The sequence below is a fragment of the Streptomyces sp. NPDC126503 genome (assembly GCF_040302405.1).
Lineage (GTDB): Bacteria > Actinomycetota > Actinomycetes > Streptomycetales > Streptomycetaceae > Streptomyces > Streptomyces gulbargensis.
The window spans coordinates 176,593-197,476 of sequence record NZ_JBEORS010000010.1; the positions used below are offsets into that span (position 1 = coordinate 176,593).

Annotated in this window: 14 protein-coding genes; 11 read left to right on the forward strand and 3 right to left on the reverse strand. The window is 74.4% G+C overall.

Going from position 1 to position 20,884, the window contains the following annotated elements:
• Nucleotides 1-155 precede the first annotated feature (155 nt).
• The 8 genes from ABTY40_RS16350 to ABTY40_RS16385 all read left to right on the forward strand — a co-directional run bounded on the left by ABTY40_RS16350 (nt 156) and on the right by ABTY40_RS16385 (nt 15,455).
• Nucleotides 156-1,385: a hydroxymethylglutaryl-CoA synthase family protein gene (locus tag ABTY40_RS16350; RefSeq protein ID WP_352060103.1), complete on the forward strand. Its 1,230-nt coding sequence runs from the start codon at nt 156-158 to the stop codon at nt 1,383-1,385.
• Nucleotides 1,385-2,152 (forward strand): enoyl-CoA hydratase-related protein, encoded by a 768-nt coding sequence (locus ABTY40_RS16355; protein WP_352060104.1) that lies wholly within the window; start codon nt 1,385-1,387, stop codon nt 2,150-2,152. The genes ABTY40_RS16350 and ABTY40_RS16355 overlap by 1 nt, the downstream gene beginning before the upstream one ends.
• A 4-nt stretch (nt 2,153-2,156) precedes the next feature.
• A complete protein-coding gene (locus tag ABTY40_RS16360; RefSeq protein ID WP_352060105.1) occupies nt 2,157-3,029 on the forward strand; it encodes an ACP S-malonyltransferase in 873 nt (290 codons plus the stop codon).
• A 68-nt stretch (nt 3,030-3,097) separates the two neighbouring features.
• Nucleotides 3,098-9,319, forward strand: coding sequence for a beta-ketoacyl synthase N-terminal-like domain-containing protein (locus ABTY40_RS16365; RefSeq protein ID WP_352060106.1), 6,222 nt, complete (start codon nt 3,098-3,100; stop codon nt 9,317-9,319).
• A 278-nt stretch (nt 9,320-9,597) separates the two neighbouring features.
• Nucleotides 9,598-11,166, forward strand: coding sequence for an MDR family MFS transporter (locus ABTY40_RS16370; RefSeq protein WP_352060107.1), 1,569 nt, complete (start codon nt 9,598-9,600; stop codon nt 11,164-11,166).
• A gap of 87 nt (nt 11,167-11,253) precedes the next feature.
• Complete coding sequence (locus ABTY40_RS16375) at nt 11,254-12,114, forward strand: DUF6039 family protein (protein WP_345278178.1); 861 nt, start codon at nt 11,254-11,256, stop codon at nt 12,112-12,114.
• Between the two features lie 4 nt (nt 12,115-12,118).
• Entirely contained in the window at nt 12,119-14,530 is a 2,412-nt protein-coding gene (fabD, locus tag ABTY40_RS16380; RefSeq protein ID WP_352060108.1) for an ACP S-malonyltransferase, read from the forward strand.
• A gap of 16 nt (nt 14,531-14,546) precedes the next feature.
• The gene (locus ABTY40_RS16385; protein WP_352060109.1) at nt 14,547-15,455 is read left to right on the forward strand and encodes a DUF6039 family protein; all 909 of its coding nucleotides are present in this window, start codon (nt 14,547-14,549) and stop codon (nt 15,453-15,455) included.
• Nucleotides 15,456-15,526: 71 nt separating this feature from the next.
• On the opposite strand, the gene ABTY40_RS16390 is transcribed toward ABTY40_RS16385, so the two are convergent.
• Entirely contained in the window at nt 15,527-15,889 is a 363-nt protein-coding gene (locus ABTY40_RS16390) for a VOC family protein (protein ID WP_345278184.1), read from the reverse strand.
• A gap of 167 nt (nt 15,890-16,056) precedes the next feature.
• On the opposite strand from ABTY40_RS16390, the gene ABTY40_RS16395 reads away from it, so the two are divergent.
• Entirely contained in the window at nt 16,057-16,767 is a 711-nt protein-coding gene (locus ABTY40_RS16395; RefSeq protein WP_352060110.1) for a PIG-L deacetylase family protein, read from the forward strand.
• A 43-nt stretch (nt 16,768-16,810) separates the two neighbouring features.
• On the opposite strand, the gene ABTY40_RS16400 is transcribed toward ABTY40_RS16395, so the two are convergent.
• Together ABTY40_RS16400 and ABTY40_RS16405 are read right to left on the reverse strand one after the other, a co-directional pair.
• A complete protein-coding gene (locus ABTY40_RS16400; protein ID WP_352060111.1) occupies nt 16,811-17,560 on the reverse strand; it encodes a class I SAM-dependent methyltransferase in 750 nt (249 codons plus the stop codon).
• A 36-nt stretch (nt 17,561-17,596) separates the two neighbouring features.
• The gene (locus tag ABTY40_RS16405; protein ID WP_352060112.1) at nt 17,597-18,907 is read right to left on the reverse strand and encodes an alpha/beta fold hydrolase; all 1,311 of its coding nucleotides are present in this window, start codon (nt 18,905-18,907) and stop codon (nt 17,597-17,599) included.
• A gap of 135 nt (nt 18,908-19,042) precedes the next feature.
• Here ABTY40_RS16405 and ABTY40_RS16410 point away from each other — a divergent pair, with 135 nt between their 5' ends.
• Nucleotides 19,043-19,288, forward strand: a complete 246-nt coding sequence (locus tag ABTY40_RS16410) for a phosphopantetheine-binding protein (RefSeq protein ID WP_345278192.1) — start codon at nt 19,043-19,045, stop codon at nt 19,286-19,288.
• 6 nt (nt 19,289-19,294) lie between these two features.
• Nucleotides 19,295-20,836: an amino acid adenylation domain-containing protein gene (locus tag ABTY40_RS16415; protein WP_352060113.1), complete on the forward strand. Its 1,542-nt coding sequence runs from the start codon at nt 19,295-19,297 to the stop codon at nt 20,834-20,836.
• The last annotated feature ends 48 nt before the right edge of the window (nt 20,837-20,884 follow it).

Consider the following 20,884-nt stretch of genomic DNA (forward strand, 5'->3'; position numbering starts at 1 on the left):
GAAGGTTCCGTTTCCGGATGACCGACCTGCGCCAGTCTCAGCGCCGGACCGGCCCCCGACTGCGCAATAGTGTGCAGCCGCCCCCGGGCCGCCCCCGGCATGATCGGCTCCCGGTCAGACGGACGCCGGTGCGTTCCGGCAGACGGGAGAGCCGCATGGGCGTGGGAATCAGAGCCCTCCACCCGTACGTGGGACGGGTCTGCGTCGACATAAGGAGCCTGTACGAGGCACGCGGCCACGACATGAGCCGTTTCGGCAACCTGATGATGCGCCGGAAATCGGTCAACATGCCGTTCGAGGACGCGGTGACCAACGCCGTCAACGCCGCCCTCCCGCTCGTCCGCGGCCTCACCCCCGCCGAACGGGACCGCATCGAGGCGGTCGTGGTGGCCACCGAGTCCGGCGTGGATCTCGGCAAGTCCCTGAGCACCTATGTGCACCGCTACCTCGAACTGGGGCCGCGCTGCCGGTCCTTCGAGGTCAAACAGGCCTGTTACGGAGGCACCGCCGCCCTGCACACCGCGGCGGGCATGGTGCACGCCAGCCCTTACGACGACGCGCTCGCCCTGGTGGTGGCCGCCGACTCCGCCGGGGTCCCCGCGCTCGGCGAACAATGGGAGGGCGCCGAGGGCGCCGGAGCCGTCGCCATGCTCGTCGGCAAGGACGCCACCACCCTCGAACTCGACCTCGGCGCCAACGGCTGCCACACCTTCGAGGTCATGGACACCTTCCGCCCCGGCCCCGGCATCGACATCGTCAACCAGGACGTGTCCATGCTGGCCTACCTGGAATGCCTCCAGCGCTCCTTCGAGGCCTATCGCGCCCGCGTCGACGGCGCCGACATCGTCGACGGCTTCTCCTACCTCGCCTTCCACACCCCGTTCGTCGGGATGGTGCGCGGCGCCCACCGGCGCCTGCTGCGCCAGCAGCGGGGGGCCGGCCGCGACGAGGTCGACACCGACTACGAACGACGGGTGCGCCCCTCCATGGAGTACGGCGCCGAGGTCGGCAACATCTTCTCCGCCTCCCTCTACCTCGCGCTGTGCTCGCTGATCCGGCACGGAGACTTCTCGGAACCACGGCGCGTCGGCCTGTTCTCGTACGGATCCGGCTGCGCCTCGGAGTTCTTCAGCGGCGTCGTCCACCCCTCGGCGGTCCAGGACCTCGCCCGATTCGGGGTGGAGGAAGCCCTGGCCGCCCGCCGCCCGCTGACCGTCGCCGAGTACGACACCGTCGCCGCCGCCGGCGACCGGGCGCAGTTCGGGGTCCGCGACGCCCACTTCGACCTGGATTCCTACGGCGAACTGGGCAAGGAATTCACCGGCCGCGGCCTGCTGACGCTGGACCGCATCGACGGCTATCACCGCCAGTACAGGTGGACCTGATGACCACACACACCACCGGTCCCGCCGTCCTCATGGACCAGGAAGGGCCCGTCGTCCGCCTCGTCGTCAACCGGCCGCACCGGCGGAACAGCCTCACCGCCGCCGACGTCGGCCTGCTGCGCGACGCCCTGGAAACGGCGGCGGCCGACCCCAGGACCCGCGCCGTCGTCATCGAGGGAACGGGCGGCACGCTCTGCTCCGGCATGGACCTCGCCGAACTCTCCGACGGTGACCGGTCCCAGGGCGGCAGCGACTTCTTCGACCTGCTGCGCCGCATCACCGAGGTTCCGGTCACCGTCCTCGCCGCGGTCGACGGCCAGGTGCTCGGCGGCGGTGTCGGCCTCGCCGCCGCCTGCGACCTGGTGCTCGCGACCGAGCGCAGCACCTTCGCGCTGCCGGAGGCCCTCTGGGGGCTGCTGCCCTGCACCATCCTGCCGTTCCTCATGCGCCGGGTCGGCTTCCAGCGGGCGTACGCCATGACCCTGACCACCGCGACGGTCACCGCTCCCGACGCGCGGGCCTTCGGACTGGTCGACGTACTCGAGGGCGCCCACGGACAGCAGCGACGCCGACTGCTCGGCCGCCTCACCAAGATCGACCGGCCCACGGTGGCCGAGGCCAAGGCGTACTGCACGAGTCTCGCCCCGCTTCCCGACACCGCGCGCGACCACGCCGGCGAGGTGTTCGCACGGCTCCTCGACTCACCTGTCGTCCGGACCAGGATCGACAACTTCGTACGCCACCAGAGGATGCCGTGGGAGGTGTAGACACGTGCTGACGGCCCTCGCCTTCCCCGGGCAGGGCGCGCTGCGCGGACCGAAGGGCGCGGAGCTCCTCGACCGGTACCCGGACCGCGTGGAGCAGGCCGAGGACCTCCTCGGCCACGCCCTGAGGCCCGTCCTCACCGCGGAACCCGGCACCGACGGGCGGCACCTGACCCGGACCCAGCCGACCCTGTTCGTCCTCACCCATCTCGCCGCCCTCGACGAACCCGAGCCCGCCTACCTGGCGGGGCACAGCATGGGCGAACTCACCGCGCTCTGCCACGCGGGCAGCATCGACTACGTCACCGCACTGCGGCTGGTCCTGCTGCGCGCCCGGCTGATCTCCCAGTGCCCCGTGCCCGGCGGCATGCTCGCGGTCACCGGGCTCGACGCCGACGCGCTGACGGACCTCCTGGCCACCGAGGGCTTCGCCGACCTCGACCTCGCCAACCTCAACGCCCCCGACCAGACCGTCCTGTCCGGCCCCACCGACTCGCTGCGCGCCTTCGCGGCCGTCGTACGCCGCGCCGGCACCGGCCGGGCGACGCTGATCGACGCCCCCAACCCCGGCCACTCCCGGTACATGGCGGCGGCGGCCGCCGGTTTCGCCGAGGCGCTGGCCGAGGTGACCTTCCGGGCCCCGCGGATCCCCGTCGTCTCCAACGTGACCGCCCGGCCGCACCGGCCGGAACGGCTCGCCGAGCTGCTGGCCCAGCATCTGTACCGGCCCGTCCGCTGGGCCGACAGCATGGCGTACCTGAGCGCGGCCGGCGTCACCCGGCTGCGTCAGGCCGGATCGGGCGGGCTGCTTCCCAAGCTGTGGGCGGCCTGCACGGCACCGCTCGTCACGGCCGGGGCCGGCGGTGACGCTCAGGAGTGAGCGGGGGCGGCGCCGCGGCGCCGCTAGCTTCGGCTGCGGACACCGGCCGTCGGACGACAGGGGTGAACGTGGTGCACGAAGCGAAGGCTCAGATGGTCCTCCTCTCGGCGGCGGACGAGGAACGGCTCGTGCGTCTCGCCGGGCTCTACCGGGACCACCTCGACGAGACGCGGGGAACCGGGCGGGCACCCGCCCTCCCCGACCTCGCCTTCACCACACAGACCGGGCGGGTGCCGCTGGGCCACCGGCTCGCCGTCCTGTGCGGCACGCTCGCGGAACTGCGCACCGCCCTCGACGACGTGGCCCACGGCCGCCCGTCGCCCGCGGTCCGGCGCTCGGTCGTCGGCCACCTCGCCTCCCCGCACACCGCCGAGCCGACGGCCGTGTCCGACCCCCAGGAGGCGCTGGCGGTGTGGCTGTCGGGCGGGTACGTGGACTGGCGCGCCCTGTGGCCCGCCCCGCGGCGCCGGGTGGCGCTGCCGGCCTACCCGTTCGACGACCCCGGCGGCCGCGACGACCACGACGTTCCGGAAGCCTGGCAGGAGGATCCGGCGGGTACGGGTCCCGGCGGTCCCCCACCGGAAAGGTCCGCGTCCGGGGCAGCCGGGGCACCGCGCGGACCGGCACCCGCCGACGGCGGCTGGGCGACGGAGTACCTGCGCCGGGTGTTCGCCGAGACCGCCGGGGTCCCCGTCGAGGACGTCCTCGCCGACGTGCCCCTGGAGGACTTCGGCCTCAGCTCCTTCCTCATCACCCGGCTGAACTCCCGCCTGGAGGAGGACCTGGGGGAGCGCAGCCGTACCCTCTTCTTCCAGTACGCCACCCTCGCCGACGTCGCCGAGGTCCTGGCGGCCCGTCACCCCGCGCCGCCCCCGGCCACCGTGCCGGCCCGCCCGGAGCCCGGTGCGCAGTCCGAGGCCCCGGTGACCGGGACCGACCGGGCGGACGCCCCGCCCCCGCCCCCGCCGGTACGCACCCCGGCCCCTACCCCCGCCGGACGGGCACGCGGCGGTGCCGAGCCGCTGGCCGTCGTCGGCATCGCGGGCCGCTTCCCGGGGGCCGCCTCCCTGGCGGAGTTCTGGGACCTGCTGCGGACCGGAACCTGCGCCGTCGGCCCCGTCCCGCAGGACCGCCTGCGACCGGGCTGGCCCGCACACCTCATGCACGGCGGCTACCTCGCCGACGTGGACCGCTTCGACCCGCTGCTCCTCGGCATCACCCCCCGGCACGCCGAACTCATGGACCCCCAGGAACGGCTGTGCCTGGAGGTGGTCTGGGAGGCCCTCGACGACGCCGGGTACCCGGCGTCACGGCTGCGTGCCACCCACGACTCCAGGGTCGGCGTCTACGTCGGCTCCATGTACAACGAGTACCCCTACTTCGGGGTCGAGCAGAGCCTGCTCGGCCCGGCCGCCGACAGCGGCTCCACGGTCGCCGGCATCGCCAACCGGGTGTCGTACGCCTTCGACCTGCACGGCCCCAGCATGACCGTGGACACCATGTGCTCCGCGTCGCTGGTCGCCCTGCACCTCGCGGCCCGCGCGCTGCGGGCGGGGGAGTGCGAGGCCGCCGTGGTCGCCGCGACCAACCTGTCCCTGCACCCCAACAAGTTCCGCCAGATCGACCGCCTGGGCGGCGCCTCCGGTGACCACCTGTGCCGCAGCTTCGGCCGCGGCGGCGACGGCATGGTGCCCGCCGAGGCCGTCTGCGCCCTCCTCCTCAAGCCGCTGTCCGCGGCCGAAGCCGCCGGGGACCGGGTCCATGCCCTCGTCTCCGGCACCGCCGTCCTCAACGCCGGCCGCACCAACGGCTGGATCGTGCCGAGCCCCACCGCCCAGGCCGACGTGGTCCGCCAGGCACTGCGGGACGCCGGCCTGGACCCCTCGGACATCGGCTACCTGGAGGCGCACGGCGCCGGAACCGCGCTCGGCGACCCCATCGAGGCCGACGGCCTGCACCGCGTCTTCGCCGGGGACGGCCGAGGCCACGCCACCCTCCCGATCGGCTCCGTGAAATCCAACATCGGCCACGCCGAGGCATCCGCCGGGCTGGCCGGAATGGCCAAGGTGATCCTGCAGTTCGCCCACCGCGCACTCGTACCGTCCCTGCACGCGGAGGAACTCAACCCCGACATCGACTGGGACCGCTCCCCGCTGCGCGTCCAACGCTCGCTCCAGCCCTGGGACACGCCCGGCGTCGCACCCCGGCGGGCAGGAATCAGCTCCTTCGGCGCGGGCGGCACCCTCGCCCACGTCGTCCTGGAGGAACCCCCTGCCCACCTGGCTCCGGACGCCCCCGCGGAACCCACGCCGCCCGTCCCCACCCCGATCCTGCTCTCCGCCTACGACGAGGAGCGTCTGCGCGAGGTCGTCACCCGGCTGCTGGCCCACCTGCGCGACCACCCGGCGACCGACCTGGCCGACCTCGCCTTCACCCTTGCCGAAGGACGCCACCACCTGCGGGAGCGCGCCGCGCTGGTGGTCCGCGGAGTCGGCGAACTGGCCGACCGGCTGCGACGCCACCTGGACGGCGACCCGACCGCCGCCGTCCACCGCGGCCGGGCGCCCTCGGACCGTACGCGGGCCGCCGCCGTGGCCGACGGCGACCCGGAGGAACTCGCCCGCCAGTGGGTCACCGGCCGCCCCGTCCGCATCGCACCGCCCGCCGGACGGCGCCCCCGTGTCGTGCCGCTGCCCGCCTACCCGTTCGCCCGTATGCGCTGCTGGCTGCCGGAACCGTCCCACTCGCCCGTCACACCCCCCACCACCGCGCCCCTCCCGGCCGAACCGGACGCCACCGCCCTGCCGCTGTACCGCAAGACCTGGCACCCGGCCGGCCCCGTCACCCCGCCCGGCACTCCGCCCGGCCCCCTGGTGTGCGTCTACGGTCCCGGCAGCGCCGCGCTGGCCCGTGCCGTGGTCGCCCGCGCCGGTGCCGGGCGGGTGTTCCTCATCCGGGAGGACGCGGGCGCGTCCGAAGCCCACGCCACCCTCGCCGGCACCTCCGGCGCCGAACTCGCCGACCGGGCCCTCGCCGCCCACCCCGACCTCGCGGCCGTCCTCGACCTCGCGGACGTCGACCGGACCACCGACGACCCCGGACCGTGGCAGGAACGGCTCGCCCTGCTCCAGCGGTTCGCCGCCACCGGCCCCGCACGCCGTGCGGCCGGCCGGACCCGGCCGCTGCACGTCCTGCACGCCACCCGGGGGCGGCACACCGAAGGCACAGAACCGGGGCCGCGCCCCCGAGCCGGAGCACGGCTGGCCGGTTTCGTACGCTTCCTGGGCGCCGAGAGCGGCCACCTCACCGGCATCACCGTCGACCTGGACCCGGACGGTCCCGTGCCCGCGGCCGAGGCCGGCGAACTGCTGTCCGCGCTTCCCGGCAACCCCTACGGCGAGGCCGTGCACCGCGCCGGACAGCTGCGGCTCCCGAGGCTCACCCCCCTGACCGGCGCGCACACCCCGGCTCCCCGGCTGGACTACTACGGCACCTACCTCCTCACCGGCGCCACCCGGGGCATCGGCGCCCGGGTGGCCCGCCACCTCGTGGACCGCGGAGCGCGCCACCTCGCTCTGCTGGGCGCCCGCTCCCTGCCCCCGGCCGACCGGTGGGACGCACCCGGCCTCGACGCGGCGGCCCGGGCGGCGGTGGAGACCGTCCGCGCCCTGGAGAAGGCCGGGGCCCGCGTCCACGTCCACCGGGGGTCCCTGCTGGACGCCGCCGGCCTCGGAGCGTTTCTCGACCGCGTACGGGAGGAGAGCGGACCCGTACGGGGCGCGGTGCACTGCGCCGCCGTGACGCCGCCCGTGGGGGCCTTCGCCACACGGGAACGCGACGACATCCGCCGGGTGTTCGAACCCAAGGCGGAGGCCCTCGAAGTCCTCTACGAGCTGTGCCTCCCCGACCGGCCCGACTTCCTGGTGGCCTTCTCGTCCCTGTCCGCCGTGGTGCCGCCCGTCGCCGGGGGAGTGCTGGAGTACGCGGCGGCCAACAGTTTCGTCGACGACTTCACCGCACGGCACGCGCCGGACACCCCCTGGCTGCACTCCGTCGCCTGGCCGATGTGGCGCGACAGCGGGGCACGGACCGGCGCGGGCAACCCCGGCGCGCGCTTCGGCCTGGACGCGGCCGGGGACGACGAGGCGCTGCGCGCCCTCGATCACGTCGTCTCCGCCCTGCCCGGCGGCCCGGTGGTGGCCCTGCGCCCCCTGCACGCCGCCGACCCGACCGAACTGCTCCGGCTGCCCGGCACGGCGCCCGCGGACTCCGGCCCCCCGGCCCCAGGGGCCGCACTCCCCCCGGAGGCCGCACCGACGCCGGTGACCCCGGCCGCGCCCGCGGCCCCGTCTCCCCAACCGGCCGGCCCACGGCCCGTCCCCGGCTGGCTGACGGACATCTTCGCCGGCGTGGTCGGCATCCCGGCGGCCGACTTCGACCCCTCCGCCGAATTCGCGGAACTGGGCGTGGAGTCGGTGATGCTCGGCGAACTCCTGGACGCGATCGAGCAGCACGTCGGCCGGGCCCTCGACCCGGCACTTCTGCTCGAGTACAGCACGCTGCGCACCCTCGCCGACCGTCTGCGCCCCCTGCTGCCCGAGCCGGCGGCGACCGACCGGCCGGAGCCGCCCCCGGGCCCCTCGGCCGCCGCCCCCTCCACCACCGGGCCGTTCCCCGCCGGGGGGACCCCGCCCGTACCCCCTCCGGCCGGGGAGGCCCCGTCCGGCCCGCCCGCACCCGCACCCATGCCGGTGGCGGGCCCGCCCTCCCACGCGCCCGCGTCACCCGGCACCACCGGCGTACCCGGGGCAGGCCCGTCCGACGTCCCGGCGGCGGCCCGGGCCTCCGCCGAGCCCCGGCGACTGCCCGCCCCCGAGCCCGACCGGGACACCATCGCCGTGATCGGCATGGCGTGCCGGCTGCCCGGAGCCCCGGACGTGGCCACGTTCTGGCGCAACCTGCGGGCGGGCCACCTCGCCGTCGGTGAGGTACCGCCCGAGCGCTGGGACACCGCCCGCTTCCACCGGGCCGTACGGCAACCCGGCCACACCGTCGGGAAATGGGGCGGATTCGTCGACGGCATCGAGCAGTTCGACGCGGGACACTTCGGTCTCACCGACGACCAGGCCCGCTGCCTCGACCCCACGATCAGGCTGTTCCTGGAGACCACCGCGGACTGCCTGCGCGACGCCGGCCTGGAAGGGCCCGAGCTCGCCGGACGGGAGGTCGGTGTCTTCGCCGGCGCCCGCGGCACCGACTACGCGGCGCGGGGCGGGATACGGGCCGAGGTACCGGAGTCGGACCCGAACTTCGTCGCCTCCCACGTCGGCCAGCACTTCGACCTGCGCGGCCCGCACCTCGTCGTGGACAGCGCCTGTTCCTCCTCCCTGGTCGCGATCCACCTGGCCTGCCAGAGCCTGCGCAGCGGGGAGACCACGATGGCCATCGCCGGGGGCAGCAGCGTGCTGCTGGACGAGGCGCCGTACCTGGAGTTCTCGGCGGCGGGCGCACTGTCGCCGACCGGCCGGTGCGCCGCCTTCGACCGGCGCGCCGACGGTTTCGTCCCCGGCGAGGGAAGCGTCGTCCTGCTGCTCAAGCCGTTGTACGCGGCGCTGCGCGACGGCGACCCCGTGCACGGGGTGATCGAGGGCTCGGCGGTCACCAACGACGGCCGCACCATGGGCCTCACCACGCCGAACCCGGCCGCCCAGGCCGCCGCCGTCCGGCGGGCGCTGCGCGACGCCGGACGCAAGCCGGCCGAGATCGGCATGATCGAGGCGCACGGCACCGGCACCGCCATCGGTGACCCACTGGAGTTCCGTGCCCTGCGCACCGTCTTCGACGAGGACCGGGACCACCGCGACGGACGCTGCCTGCTCGGCTCGGTGAAGACGAACGTGGGCCACCTGCTGCACGCGGCCGGCGCGGTCGGTCTGCTCAAGGCGCTGCTCGCCGTGAAACACGGGGAGGTGCCGCCCACCCTCCACTGCGAGACGCCCAATCCGCGCCTGGACCTGGACGATTCGCCGTTCGCCCTGGCCACCACGGTGCGGGACTGGCCGCTGGCCGGCCGGCCCCGGGTCGCCGGGGTCAGCTCCTTCGGCTTCGGCGGCACCAACGCCCACGTCGTGGTCGCCGAGGTCCCTCCGGCCCAGCTGGAGCGGGCCGGCGAACGCCGCAGGAGCAGGCCGCCGATCGCCTTCGAGCGGCGGCGGCTGTGGCTGGACCGGCCGGCCGGTCAGGCCGCCGAACCGGTCCCACGGCCGGCGCTGCGTCTGACCTTCCGGTGATCAAACCCCTGACCGACGCCGGGTGGACGTTATGAGACATCTCTCGGCGGACACGGCCGGATGGCCGGGAAATCCGTACGGCCGTCCGGCGGGGACGGTATCGTCCCGCGCCAGTGCCATGCCCCAATCCGGTGGCGACGGGAGGCCGCCGGGACGGCGGCGCCCGGTTCGCGGACCGTGAGAAGAAGATCATCGGTGAGTCGCGCGGGGGACCCGCGGGCTCGGAACGGGAAGGGGGACGGGGGCCGGTCCCGCACGGGCCGGGCCCTCGACAGCCCATGACGACGTCGCATCCGCCGGTCTCCTCCGGGCCGGAACTGAGCAAGCGGCAGATCAACCGCGCCATCATCGGCGTGATGACCGGCCTGCTGCTGTCCGCGCTGGACCAGACCGTGGTGAGCACGGCCCTGCCCAGCATCGTCAGTGACGTGGGCGGCCTGGAGAACCTGGCCTGGGTGATCACGGCCTACCTGCTGACCTCCATGGCGAGCACCCCCGTCTGGGGCAAGGTCTCCGACCAGTTCGGACGCCGCATCGTGTTCGTCGTGGCGACGAGCATCTTCATCCTCGGTTCGGCGCTGTGCGGAGTCTCCCAGGAGATCACCCAGCTGATCGCGGCCCGCGCCGTGCAGGGCCTCGGCGCCGGAGCGCTGTACGCGCTCGCCCTGTCGGTGATCGCCGACGTCGTCCCGGTCCGCGACCGCGGCCGCTACCAGGGCATGGTCGCCGGCGTCTTCGGCATCGCCACCCTCGCGGGCCCCCTGGTCGGCGGCGCCCTGGTGGACGCGATCGGCTGGCGGTGGATCTTCCTGATCAACGTCCCGCTGGGCCTGCTCTCCCTCGTCGTCACCGCCTCGGCCCTGCGCGGCATCACCGCCGAACGCCGCAGCCGCACCGTGGACTACCTCGGCGCCACCCTGGTCGTCGCCGCCACCACCCCGCTGCTGCTCTACCTGAGCTGGGCCGGCGGTGAGCGGGGCTGGACCGATCCGCTGTCGCTCGGCCTGGTGGCCGTCACCGTCGTCCTGAGCGTCGCCCTGGTGCTCGTGGAGCGGCGCGCCGCCGAACCCGTCGTCCCCATGGTGCTGTTCAAGCTGCGGCTGTTCTCCCTCGGTTCCGCCTACAGCATGATCGCCGGTCTGGCCCTGTTCACCGGCGTGGTGTTCCTGCCGGTGTACTTCCAGGCCGTGAAGGGCATGTCGCCGTTCACCGCGGGCCTCGCCGTCGTACCCACCATGATGGGCGTCGGTTTCGCCTCCATCCACGCGGGCAACCGGATGAGCGCCACGGGCCGCTTCAAGGTCTTCCCCGTCGCCGGCGCGGCCCTGCTGGTGATCACCATGCTCCCGCTGGGCTTCATCCGGGCGGACACGCCCAGCTGGCTCGTCATCCTGCTCGGTGTCGTCTTCGGCATCGGCGCGGGCTTCACCCTCCAGCCCGTCATCACCGCCGTGCAGGGCGTCGTGGCCCCGGCGGACATCGGCGCGGCGACCGCGGCGGTCAGCTTCTTCCAGCGGCTCGGGTCCGCCATCGGCGTGGCACTGCTGGGCGCCGTCCTCAACAGCCGGTTCGCCGCGCTGCTGGACGACCGGGCCGGTCCGGGCGGCGAGGGCCTGAACGAGGCGACCCTGGGCAGCGTCGACGCCATCAAGGGCCTGGCCAGGGAGCAACGGGACATCGTCGTCGGCGCGTACGGCGAGGCGCTCGCCGCGGTGTTCCTGACCGTCGTTCCGTTCGCCGTACTCGCGCTCGTCCTGTCCCTGCTCATGCCCGAGTCGTCCCCGCCCGAGGACGGCACCGCCGACGACGTTCCGGAGAAGGAGAAGGCCGTCGGCGAAGAACGCTGAAAGGCGTCTGCGCAAAACTGTGCGTCGCCGCGATCCCCGTTCCTCTTAGTGTCGGCACATCCGATCCGACGAAGAGCGGAGATCGCGGTGACCGACATCATGAGGCCGGCCAGCCACCAGGTCGACCGGCCTGAAAGTGAACTGCTGCACTCGGGCAATGCGGGATTCATCATCTCGCGTTACGCGCATTTCAAGCCGGGACATGAACAAGAGGGCCTGAATTTCGTGGGCGAGGTCCTCAAGCACATGAACAAGGCCGACCTCAACGGCATGACGTTCTTCTTCTTCCAGAAGGCGTTCGGCGACCAGGCCCAGCACCACTGGTTCATCAACATGAAGAGCCCGGCCGACTACGCGGCCAGCCTGGAGATGGTCGACCACGACGAGACCACCAAGATCCTGCTCAACGACGACGTGGTCGCCGACGACCGCGGCTTCGGCAGCTGGGGCAACGCGGTGGTGCAGGGCAGCATCACCGAGCAGATCCTGGTGCCCCAGCACGGCCTGGACTACGGCGAGGACGACCACCACGAGGCGTGGGTGCCCGAGGCCTGGCGGCAGACCTCGGTGCCCCCGGAGGAGCAGCTCAACTCCGCCAACGCCCCGCTGATGGTGCACCGCGTCGCCCAGGCCCGCTACCCCATGCGCAAGGAGGCGCGCTACTACGCCTTCGCCTGGCAGAACTACGTCAACGAGAACCTGCGCGGCAAGGTGACCTCCTACCTCTACGAGGAGACCTTCGGCGCGATGGACCGGCTGCACATGCTGATCCACCTCTCGTCGTTCGAGGCGTGGGAGGAGCTGCGCAACCTGCCCGACCGCGACCCCCAGTTCCGCAAACTGGTCGAACGGCAGATGATCTCCCCCGAGAAGGGCGGCGGCACCGGCGCCGACGCGTTCGTGCCCGGCGGAGTCACCGACACCCTCCTCGTCCCCCGTCAGCTCTGACGCCGTGCGCGCGTTGCTCTTCGCGGGGCAGGGCAGCCAGCGCCGGGGCATGGGCGCCGACGTGTTCGACGCCTTCCCCGACCACTGCGCCCTCGCTGACGACATCCTCGGCTACTCGGTGCGGGACCTGTGCCTGCGCGACGACGGCGACCGGCTGCGCCTCACCCGGTACGCGCAGCCGGCCCTCTTCACCGTCCACGCGCTGACCTACCTGGCGCAGCGCGCCGAACGGGGCGAGCCCGACGTGGTCGCCGGGCACAGCCTCGGCGAGTTCAACGCCCTGATGGCGGCCGGGGTGCTGGACTTCGCCACCGGACTGCGGCTGGTCGCCGAGCGCGGCCGGCTGATGGGCGAGGCCGACGGCGGCGCCATGGCCGCCGTCATCGGCACCGGCCTCACCGAGGTGGAACGGGTCCTGGCCGCCGCGGGCCGCGAGGACGTCGAGATCGCCAACGACAACGCGCCGACGCAGGTGGTGATCTCCGGCTCGCCGCAGGGCGTGTCGGCGGTCACCCGCCTGCTCACCACCGCCGACCCGGCGGTCCGGTGCGTGCCGCTGCCGGTGAGCGCGGCGTTCCACTCCCGCGACATGGCGCCGGCGGCCCGGCGGTTCGCGGACACCCTGGCCCGGGTGGAGCTCTCGCCCCCGCGCCTGCCCGTGATCGCGAACGTGACGGCCCGGCCGTATCCCCGCGACACACCGGTCGCCGACCTGCTCGGCCGGCAGATCCGCTCGCGGGTCCGCTGGACCGAGACCATGGCCCACCTGCTGGACAGCGGGGTGGAGGAGGTGTGGGAGGTCGGCCGGGGCCGGACGCTCACGGGCTTCTGGCAGGAGGTGCGCGCCGCGCGGCGCGGCGCGTCGCCCGCGCCCCGCACCGCGGACCCGGCACCGGCCCGCCCGGCACCGGCCCGCGCCGGTGAGGCATCCGCTGCCGGGCCGGTACGTACCGCCGGCCCCGTGCCGGCCGCAGCCCCGGAGGGACCGCCCGCAGCGCCCCCGCCGCCCGCGGCCACGGCCGCGCCGTCCCGTGACGGCGGGCGTGCCGCCCACCGTCCGGGAACCACGCTCGGCTCCGCCCGGTTCCGGGAGGTCTACCGCACCCGGCACGCGTACGTCGCCGGATCGATGTACCAGGCCATCGCCTCCACCGATCTGGTGGTACGGATGGCGGAGCACGGACTGTTCGGCTTCTTCGGCACCGGCGGCCTGTCCCTCGACCGGATCGGCGCCGCGCTCGACGACATCGAACGGAGACTGCCGCCCGGCGCCGCCTTCGGCATGAACCTGCTGCACGACATGGCCGACGCCGAGCTGGAACGGGCCACCGTGGACCTGTTCCTGCGCCGCGGGGTGAGCCACGTCGAGGCCGCCGCCTTCACCCGCGTCACCGCGCCGCTGGTGCTGTTCCGCGCCAAGGGTGCCCGCCGCGACGCCGCCGGGGCGCCGGTCGCGGCCCGCCAGGTGCTCGCGAAGGTGTCCCGCCCCGAGGTGGCCCGGCAGTTCCTCGCCCCGCCCGCTCCCGGACTGCTGGCCGCGCTGGTCGCCGAGGGCGCGCTGACCCGCGACGAGGCGGCCGTCGCCGCGGAACTGCCGGTCGCCTCCGACCTGTGCGTGGAGTCCGACTCGGGCGGCCACACCGACCAGGGCGTCGCCCTCGCGCTCGTCCCCACCCTGCGCCGGCTGCGCGACCGGGCCGCCCACGCCACGGGCGGGGAACCGGTGCGGGTCGGCGCGGCGGGCGGGATCGGCACCCCGGAGGCCGCGGCGGCGTGCTTCCTGCTCGGCGCGGACTTCGTCCTCACCGGCAGCGTCAACCAGTGCAGCCCGCAGGCCGGCACCTCCGACGCGGTCAAGGACCTGCTCGCCGGACTCGACGTGCAGGACGTCGCCTACGCCCCCGCCGGGGACCTGTTCGAGATCGGCTCCCGGGTGCAGGTGGTGCGCAGGGGCACGATGTTCCCCGCCCGCGCCAACCAGCTGCTCGACCTGTACCGGCGGCACGAGGGCCTGGAGGCCGTCGACGCCCGCACGCTCGCCGTCCTCGAACGCACCTGCTTCCGCCGTCCGGTGGCCGAGGTGTGGGAGGAGGTCGTACGGCACTACCGGGACACCGGGCGCCCGCAGATCACCCGTGACGCCGAACGCGACCCGCGGCGCAGGATGGCGCTCGTCTTCCGCTGGTACTTCGCCGACTCCACCCGGGCGGCGCTCGACGGCGCCAAGGACAACACCGCCAACTACCAGATCCACTGCGGTCCCGCGATGGGCGCCTTCAACCGGCTGGTCGAGGGCACCGCCCTCGAATCCTGGCGGCGGCGCGACGTCGACGCCATCGCCGACCTCCTGATGACCGGCGCCGCGGACGTACTGGCCGCGGCCGGTGCGCCCGCCGCGCCCCACCCGCCCTCCTGAGCGAAGGGAACCACCCATGGACGATGTCCTGCCCACCACGACGACCGCCCAGCACCAGGTGCGCACGCCGCCCGACAAGACCCTCGACACCGCCTCCGCCGAGGTCGTCCTGTGGCGCACCGCGCAGATCCGGGCCGGCCACGGACCGCGCGCCCGCGCCGCGACCCGAGCCCTCACCGAGAGCTTCAACGAGCGGTACGAGGGCGTCGCCACCGCGCTCAGCTACGAGGACGCCTTCGGCGTCCGGGGCCGGCTGCACTGGCTGGTCCACCTGCGCTCGATGAGCGACTACACCGCCCTGACCCAGCGCGGCGCCGACCGGGGGAGCGGGGTCCTCGGCCTCGCGTCCGGGGAGGACGACGGCTGGGAGGAACTGTTCGAGGCGGGCAGCGTGCGGGAGACCGTCCTGCTGCCCCACCGGTGGGGCATCTTCGGCACCGCCACCGAGGCCATGATGAAGGCGGACGTCAACCCGGTGGAGGTGGTCGACGGCCGCGGCCGGTTCCAGCTGCTGCCGGCCGCACGGCAGACCTCGCTGCCGGTGGAGTCCCTGATCACCAGTGCTTCGTCCGGCCTGCTCATGCACCGCACCGCCCAGGCGGCGCACGCCTACCGCGCCGAGGCGCGGGTCCTCGCCCGGACCCTCGCGGAGACCTACAACCTCAACGCCCGGGGCCGCACCACGGTGCTCCTGTTCGAGGAGGCGTTCGGGCAGATGGACCGCCTGCACTTCTTCATCCACATGGCCGACGTGGACGCCTACCAGGAGCTGATGGCCCTCGACGCCAGCCCGGACCCGAACGCGCCCCGGGCGTCCTACATCCAGGACTGGATCTCGCCGGAGCGGGGCGGCGGCACCTGGGACAAGATCATCCTCCAGGACTCCACCCGCGACAGCCTCCTGGTGCCGCGCGTCTTCGCCTGACCCCGGGCGGCCCCGGCCACCGTGTCCCCCGGCGCGTGCCGGCGCCGGGGGACACGGCCGTCAGGATCCGGTCAGACCATCGTGGTGATGCAGAAGGGGTAGCCGGCCGGGTCCAGCAGGACCGTCCACTTCCCCTCGCCCGGCTGGTCCTCGGGCTTGGTCGCACCGAGCGCCAGCAGCTCGGCCTCGGCCTTCTCCAGGTCCGGAACGCTGAAGTCGAGGTGCACGCGGTTCCCGGCCTCCGGCCAGGTCGGGGGCTCGAACCCCTCGATCCTGACGAAGCCCATCTTCATGCCGTTCTCGCCGGCGAGATAGGCAGCCGACTCGCTGCTGAAAACCTTCTGCCAGCCGGTCGTCCTCGCGTAGAACTCCGCGAGCGATTCGGGGTCGGAACAACTTAAGGTGACGGCCCCGGGCTCGGCAATCGCTGTCATCGATCCACCTCTCGGTCTTTCGGTCGGTACTTCTCAACGGGTTTCCCCGCACGCAGTCTTGCATATCGGAGATGCGGCACGGGACGCATCACGATGTGTCCCGTGTCGTCGAACAGGCAGCCCACAATTGAGCATTCGGCGTCCCGATCCCGCCCTACCGTCGCCTCATGAGCGAGAATCTGGAACGTATGCCCGAGGACTGGGAGAACGCTCTCGTCCTGGCCGCCCACCCCGACGACGTCGAGTTCGGATCGGCCGGAGCGGTCGCCGTCTGGACCCGCAAGGGACACACCGTCTCCTACCTGCTGGCCACCCGGGGCGAGGCCGGCATCGACGCCGTGCCGCCCGCCGAGGCGGCCGGCATCCGGGAGGCCGAACAGCGTGAGGCGGCCCGCCGGGTCGGCGTGCGGGACGTCGAGTTCCTCGACCACCCCGACGGCGCGGTCCGCGCGGACGAGCGGCTGCGCGCCGACCTGGTGGCGGCACTGCGCCGCCACCGCCCCCAGCTCGTGGTGGTCTTCAACCACCACGAGCGGACCGGCACAGGCCGCTGGAACGCCCCCGACCACCGGGAGTTCGGCCGCTGCGCGCTGGACGCCGTGGCCGAGGCCGGGAACCGCTGGATCCGGCCCGAGGCCGGCGAACCGTGGTCGGTGAAGTACCTCGCCGTCGCGAACTCGCCGGCCCCCACCCATGCCGTCGACATCTCCACCGGCCTGGACGCCGCCGTCGCCTCACTGGAAGCCCACGAGACCTACCTCCAGGGGCTCGGCTACACCCGGCAAGCGGTACGCCCCGCCGTGGCGGGGCAGGCGCAGGCGACCGGCGTCCGCTTCGGCGGAGTGCCCGCGGTGGCCTTCGAACTGATCCCCTGCTGACGCCGGGACCGCCGCAGGACCACCGCGGGCCTCCGCGGCGGGGTCAGGCCGTCTTCTCGGCCACCGTCAGCCAGCACGACCACGACTGGCGGCGCTCCCGCTGCGGATCCGGCAGCGCGCGCAGTTGCGCCAGGATCGGCTCGACGACCTCCGCCGCACGTTCGGGGGAGAGCCGCTGGAGGAACGGCACCTGCCGGTTGGTGATCAGCGCGATGAAGGTCTCCGGGTTCATCCCGCTCTCGTACTCCGGCCGCATGCCCTGCTCGCGCATCCGCAACCCGGCCGCCTCGGCCGCCGCGCGCACCGCGTCCGGCGCGTCGGGGCGGTCCGGCTGCCGCGCCTGCACCTGACGGAGGATCAGGACCAGGTCGTCGGGCTCCGACACCGGGTCGCCGTGCCGGACGACGACCCGGCCACCGGGCCGGAGCACCCGGGCGGCCTCCTTCAGCGCCCCCGCCATGTCCGGCATCAGGTGCAGGGCGTGCACGTACACCACGTTGTCCTGCGAGGCGTCGTCGAAGGGCAGCGCCATGCCGTCGGCGACGGTCAGTTCACCGTCGAAGCGGGTCGCGGCGACGTCCAGCATCGGCCGGGAGACGTCCACACCGTGCACGGTGTGCCCGAGGGCGGCCAGCCCGGCCGCCACCACGCCCGTACCCACCCCCACCTCCAGCACGGAGCCGGGCGCCAGGTGCGGGGAGATGGTGGCCGCGGTCATGTGACCGCGCCCCTCGCCCCCGCGGGCCGCGTCGTAGGTCGCGGCCAGCTTGTCGAACTTCACGGACTGGTTCATGGTGTCACTCCCACGTGATGCGGTTCATGGACTGGTTCACCGGGTCGCTCCTCCGCGGCCCGGTGCACGGAGAGGTTCGACCTGCCGCTCCCGCGCGGCCGGGTCGCCGGCGGGCCGCGTCGGGCGGTCGCCCGAGGCCCACCGGACCTCTTCCGCGCCGCCGGCGACGGGCACGGGCCCCGCCGGATCGTCGAGGAAGGCGCGGCACACGTCCGCGACGGCCTCCGGGCGTTCGAGCAGGCTGTAGTGCGTCGCCCCGGCGAGTACGCCGTGCCGGCCCGCCAGCAACGGCCTGAGCGCGGCCGGGGGTTCGGGCGCGGCCACCCGGTCGAGCTCGGCGGCCAGCGACAGCAGCGGCGGCGCCCCCGGAGCGGGCTCGGGCAGCGGTCGCCGCCACAGTTCGTCGAGCATCCGGCTGTAGCGCACCAGAGCGGGGGCGTCCCGGAACGGGTGGCGCAGCACCGGACCCAGCCCCGGCGGGACGCGGGCGAGCACCTCCACGGCCGCCAGACGTTCGTCGGCGGGCAGCGGACCGGGCCCGGACGCGCCGGTCAGCATCCGCAGCGCACGCTCCGCCCGGTGGGGCCGCGCGGCCACGGACGCGCACACCGCGGCCAGATTCCGCTCGTAGGCGGAGGCGGGGTCCGTGGCCGCCCGCGGATACGAGCCGTTCAGCAGTACCGCCGCCCGGACCGCCCGGGGCCGGCCGAGGGCGTACTCCACCGCGAGCTGAGCGCCCGAGCACCAGCCGATCACATCACAGGCCCGCACCCCCTCGGCGGCCAGCACCGCGTCGACGAGGTCCAGCCGGCGATCCGCCGGCGCGATCGGCTCGGAGGCGTCCTCGGCGTCCCACATCACCACCCGCCGGCCCGGCAACAGCCGCTCGGCGAGCGGGTACCACACCTCGTCGGTGTATCCGAGGGCGGTCAGCAGCACCACCAGCGGCCCCTGCCCGCCGGCCCTGTACCGGACGCGGTACCCCGCGCTCCGCACCTCCCGGCGGTCCATGGTCCGGGCAAGCCGGGCGGCCCGCGCGGAGCGGAGCGCCGACCGCCGGTCCAGCCGCCGGCGCCACCCGGCCCAGTCCTCCCCGTGCCCACGCCGGGCGCCGGACCCGTCGGAGCCGGCGCGGCGGCGGTCCAGCAGGTCGTCCACGGCGGTGAACTCCTCCCGGGCCGCCTCACGGAGCGCCGCCCCGAACGCGGCACGCACCGCCTCGACCGCTCCCGCGGGCGGACGTGTCGCGCGCAGCGGACGGGTGGCGAAGTAGTCCGGTGCCTTCCGCGTCACCTCCGTGCACGTCCGGTGCACAGCGGACAGGAACGCCTCCAGCGTCTCGGGCATGGCACGGTCCTCCCCCTCCTCGGCCGCGCTCCGAGCATGATCGGGCCCCCGTGCGGGTGCCGCTCAGTAGTGAGCGGCACCCTCCGCCGCGCGCCGGTTCGCTGTGGGGGTCACCGAGTGGAAGGGCGTCGCGGAATGGTCGCGTACGAGACACTGGAACAGATCCTGCGTGCCCAGCTGCCCGCGCTGGAGCACGAACCCGAAGTTCCCAAGGACCTGCCGCTGGCCGCGGTCGGGCTCGACTCGGTCGCCACGGTCGTGCTGATGGACACCCTGGAGGACATCCTCGGTGTGACCTTCCCCGACCACGCCATCGCCCCGGCCACCTTCCGCACTCCGGGCTCGCTGTGGGCGGTCCTGGACCGGCTGGCGAACGGCTGAGGGACGATGGGCGCCGACGGCGGTTCGCTGCTGGACCACTGGTTCGACCGGGGCCGGTCCCTCGCCCCCGACGGCCCCGCCCTGTGCGCGGGCGGACGGACCCTCACCTACGACGAGCTGGACCGCGAGGTGTCGGCCCTGGCCGGCCCGCTCGCCGCGGACGGCCGCCGCCGCGTCGGCATCCTCGCGGCCCGCGGCGTCACCGCCTGCGCCGGGTTCCTGGCCGCGCTCCGCGCCGGTGCCTGCGCCGTCCCCCTCGCGCCCGACGCGCCACCGGACCGGCTCACCGCCGTGGCCGAGGCGGCCGGTCTCGACGCGGTCGTCGTGGACGCGTCCGGCGCGGCCGGTCTCACCACCCTGCTGCCCGTGCTCGGGCCCGACGCGGTCCTCGCCACCGACCTGCCCGACCCGGCCCGGGGGCCCCGCTTCCGCAGGCCCGGCCCGCCCGGACCGGTCCGCCCGGCCGTACGGCACCCGGACGACCTCGCCTACCTGATGTTCACCTCGGGCAGCACCGGCACCCCCAAGGGCGTTCCCGTACGGCACCGCAACGTCAGCGCCTTCGTCGCCGCCGCCCTGGACCGCCACGACTTCCGGCCCGGTGACCGGTTCAGCCAGATCCACGAACTCACCTTCGATCTGTCGATGAGCGAGCTGTTCCTCGCCTGGGGGTCCGGCGCCTGCCTGCACGTCCTCAACCGCCTCCAGGCCCTCGCGCCCGCCCGGCTCACCGGACACCGCATCACCGTCTGGCACGCGACCCCGAGCCTGGCCGCCTCACTGCGCCTCGCCGGACGCCTCGGCCCCGGCTCCCTGCCCGACGTCAGGACGACCCTCTTCTGCGGCGAGCCGCTCACCCACGGCACCGCCCGCGCCTGGCACGCGGCGGCGCCCGGCTCCGTCATCGACAACCTCTACGGCCCGACCGAGGCCGCCGTGGCCTGCACGGGACACCGCTGGAGCGCCGCGGACGAGGCGCCGGACGACGCCACCGTGCCGATCGGGGAACCCTTCCCCGGCGTGCACACCCTCGTCGTCGACGAGGACGGAACGCCCGCCGACACCGGGGAACTCTGCCTGCGCGGCGCGCAGGTGTTCTCCGGCTACCTGGACCCGGCCGAGGACGAGGACCGCTTCCTCCACCACGCGGGACGGCGCTGGTACCGCACCGGCGACCGGGTGCGTCGCGCCCCCGGCGGCGGGCTGCTCCACCTCGGCCGGGCGGACAGCCAGGTCAAGATCCAGGGCTACCGCGTGGAGCTGGGGGAGGTCGCCGCGGCGCTGCGGGCCGCCGCCCCCGGCGCCGAGGTGGCCGTCCTCACCGTCGGCGCCACCACCGGCCCGCAGCTCGTCGCCTGCCTGATGGGCGGGAAACCCGTCACCCAGGCGGAGGTGCTGAGCCGGGCCTCCCGGCGCCTGCCCGCCTACATGATGCCCCGGCTGCTGTGGTGGGTGCCCGCGCCCGTCCTCAACGCCAACGGCAAGGTCGATCGCCCTCATCTGCGCCGGGACGCCGAGCGGCGGCTGGCGTCGATGCAGTCATCGTGACACCGGTCCGCTCAGATCTGAGCGGGCGCCGGCCCCCTCGCCCACGAA

Coding starts and splice junctions, on each gene's coding strand:
- ABTY40_RS16350 (WP_352060103.1), top strand. CDS start 156: ATGGGCGTGGGAATCAGAGCCCTCCACCCGTACGTGGGACGGGTCTGC.
- ABTY40_RS16355 (WP_352060104.1), top strand. CDS start 1,385: ATGACCACACACACCACCGGTCCCGCCGTCCTCATGGACCAGGAAGGG.
- ABTY40_RS16370 (WP_352060107.1), top strand. CDS start 9,598: ATGACGACGTCGCATCCGCCGGTCTCCTCCGGGCCGGAACTGAGCAAG.
- ABTY40_RS16385 (WP_352060109.1), top strand. CDS start 14,547: ATGGACGATGTCCTGCCCACCACGACGACCGCCCAGCACCAGGTGCGC.
- ABTY40_RS16390 (WP_345278184.1), bottom strand. CDS start 15,889: ATGACAGCGATTGCCGAGCCCGGGGCCGTCACCTTAAGTTGTTCCGAC.
- ABTY40_RS16395 (WP_352060110.1), top strand. CDS start 16,057: ATGAGCGAGAATCTGGAACGTATGCCCGAGGACTGGGAGAACGCTCTC.
- ABTY40_RS16400 (WP_352060111.1), bottom strand. CDS start 17,560: ATGAACCAGTCCGTGAAGTTCGACAAGCTGGCCGCGACCTACGACGCG.
- ABTY40_RS16405 (WP_352060112.1), bottom strand. CDS start 18,907: ATGCCCGAGACGCTGGAGGCGTTCCTGTCCGCTGTGCACCGGACGTGC.
- ABTY40_RS16410 (WP_345278192.1), top strand. CDS start 19,043: ATGGTCGCGTACGAGACACTGGAACAGATCCTGCGTGCCCAGCTGCCC.
- ABTY40_RS16415 (WP_352060113.1), top strand. CDS start 19,295: ATGGGCGCCGACGGCGGTTCGCTGCTGGACCACTGGTTCGACCGGGGC.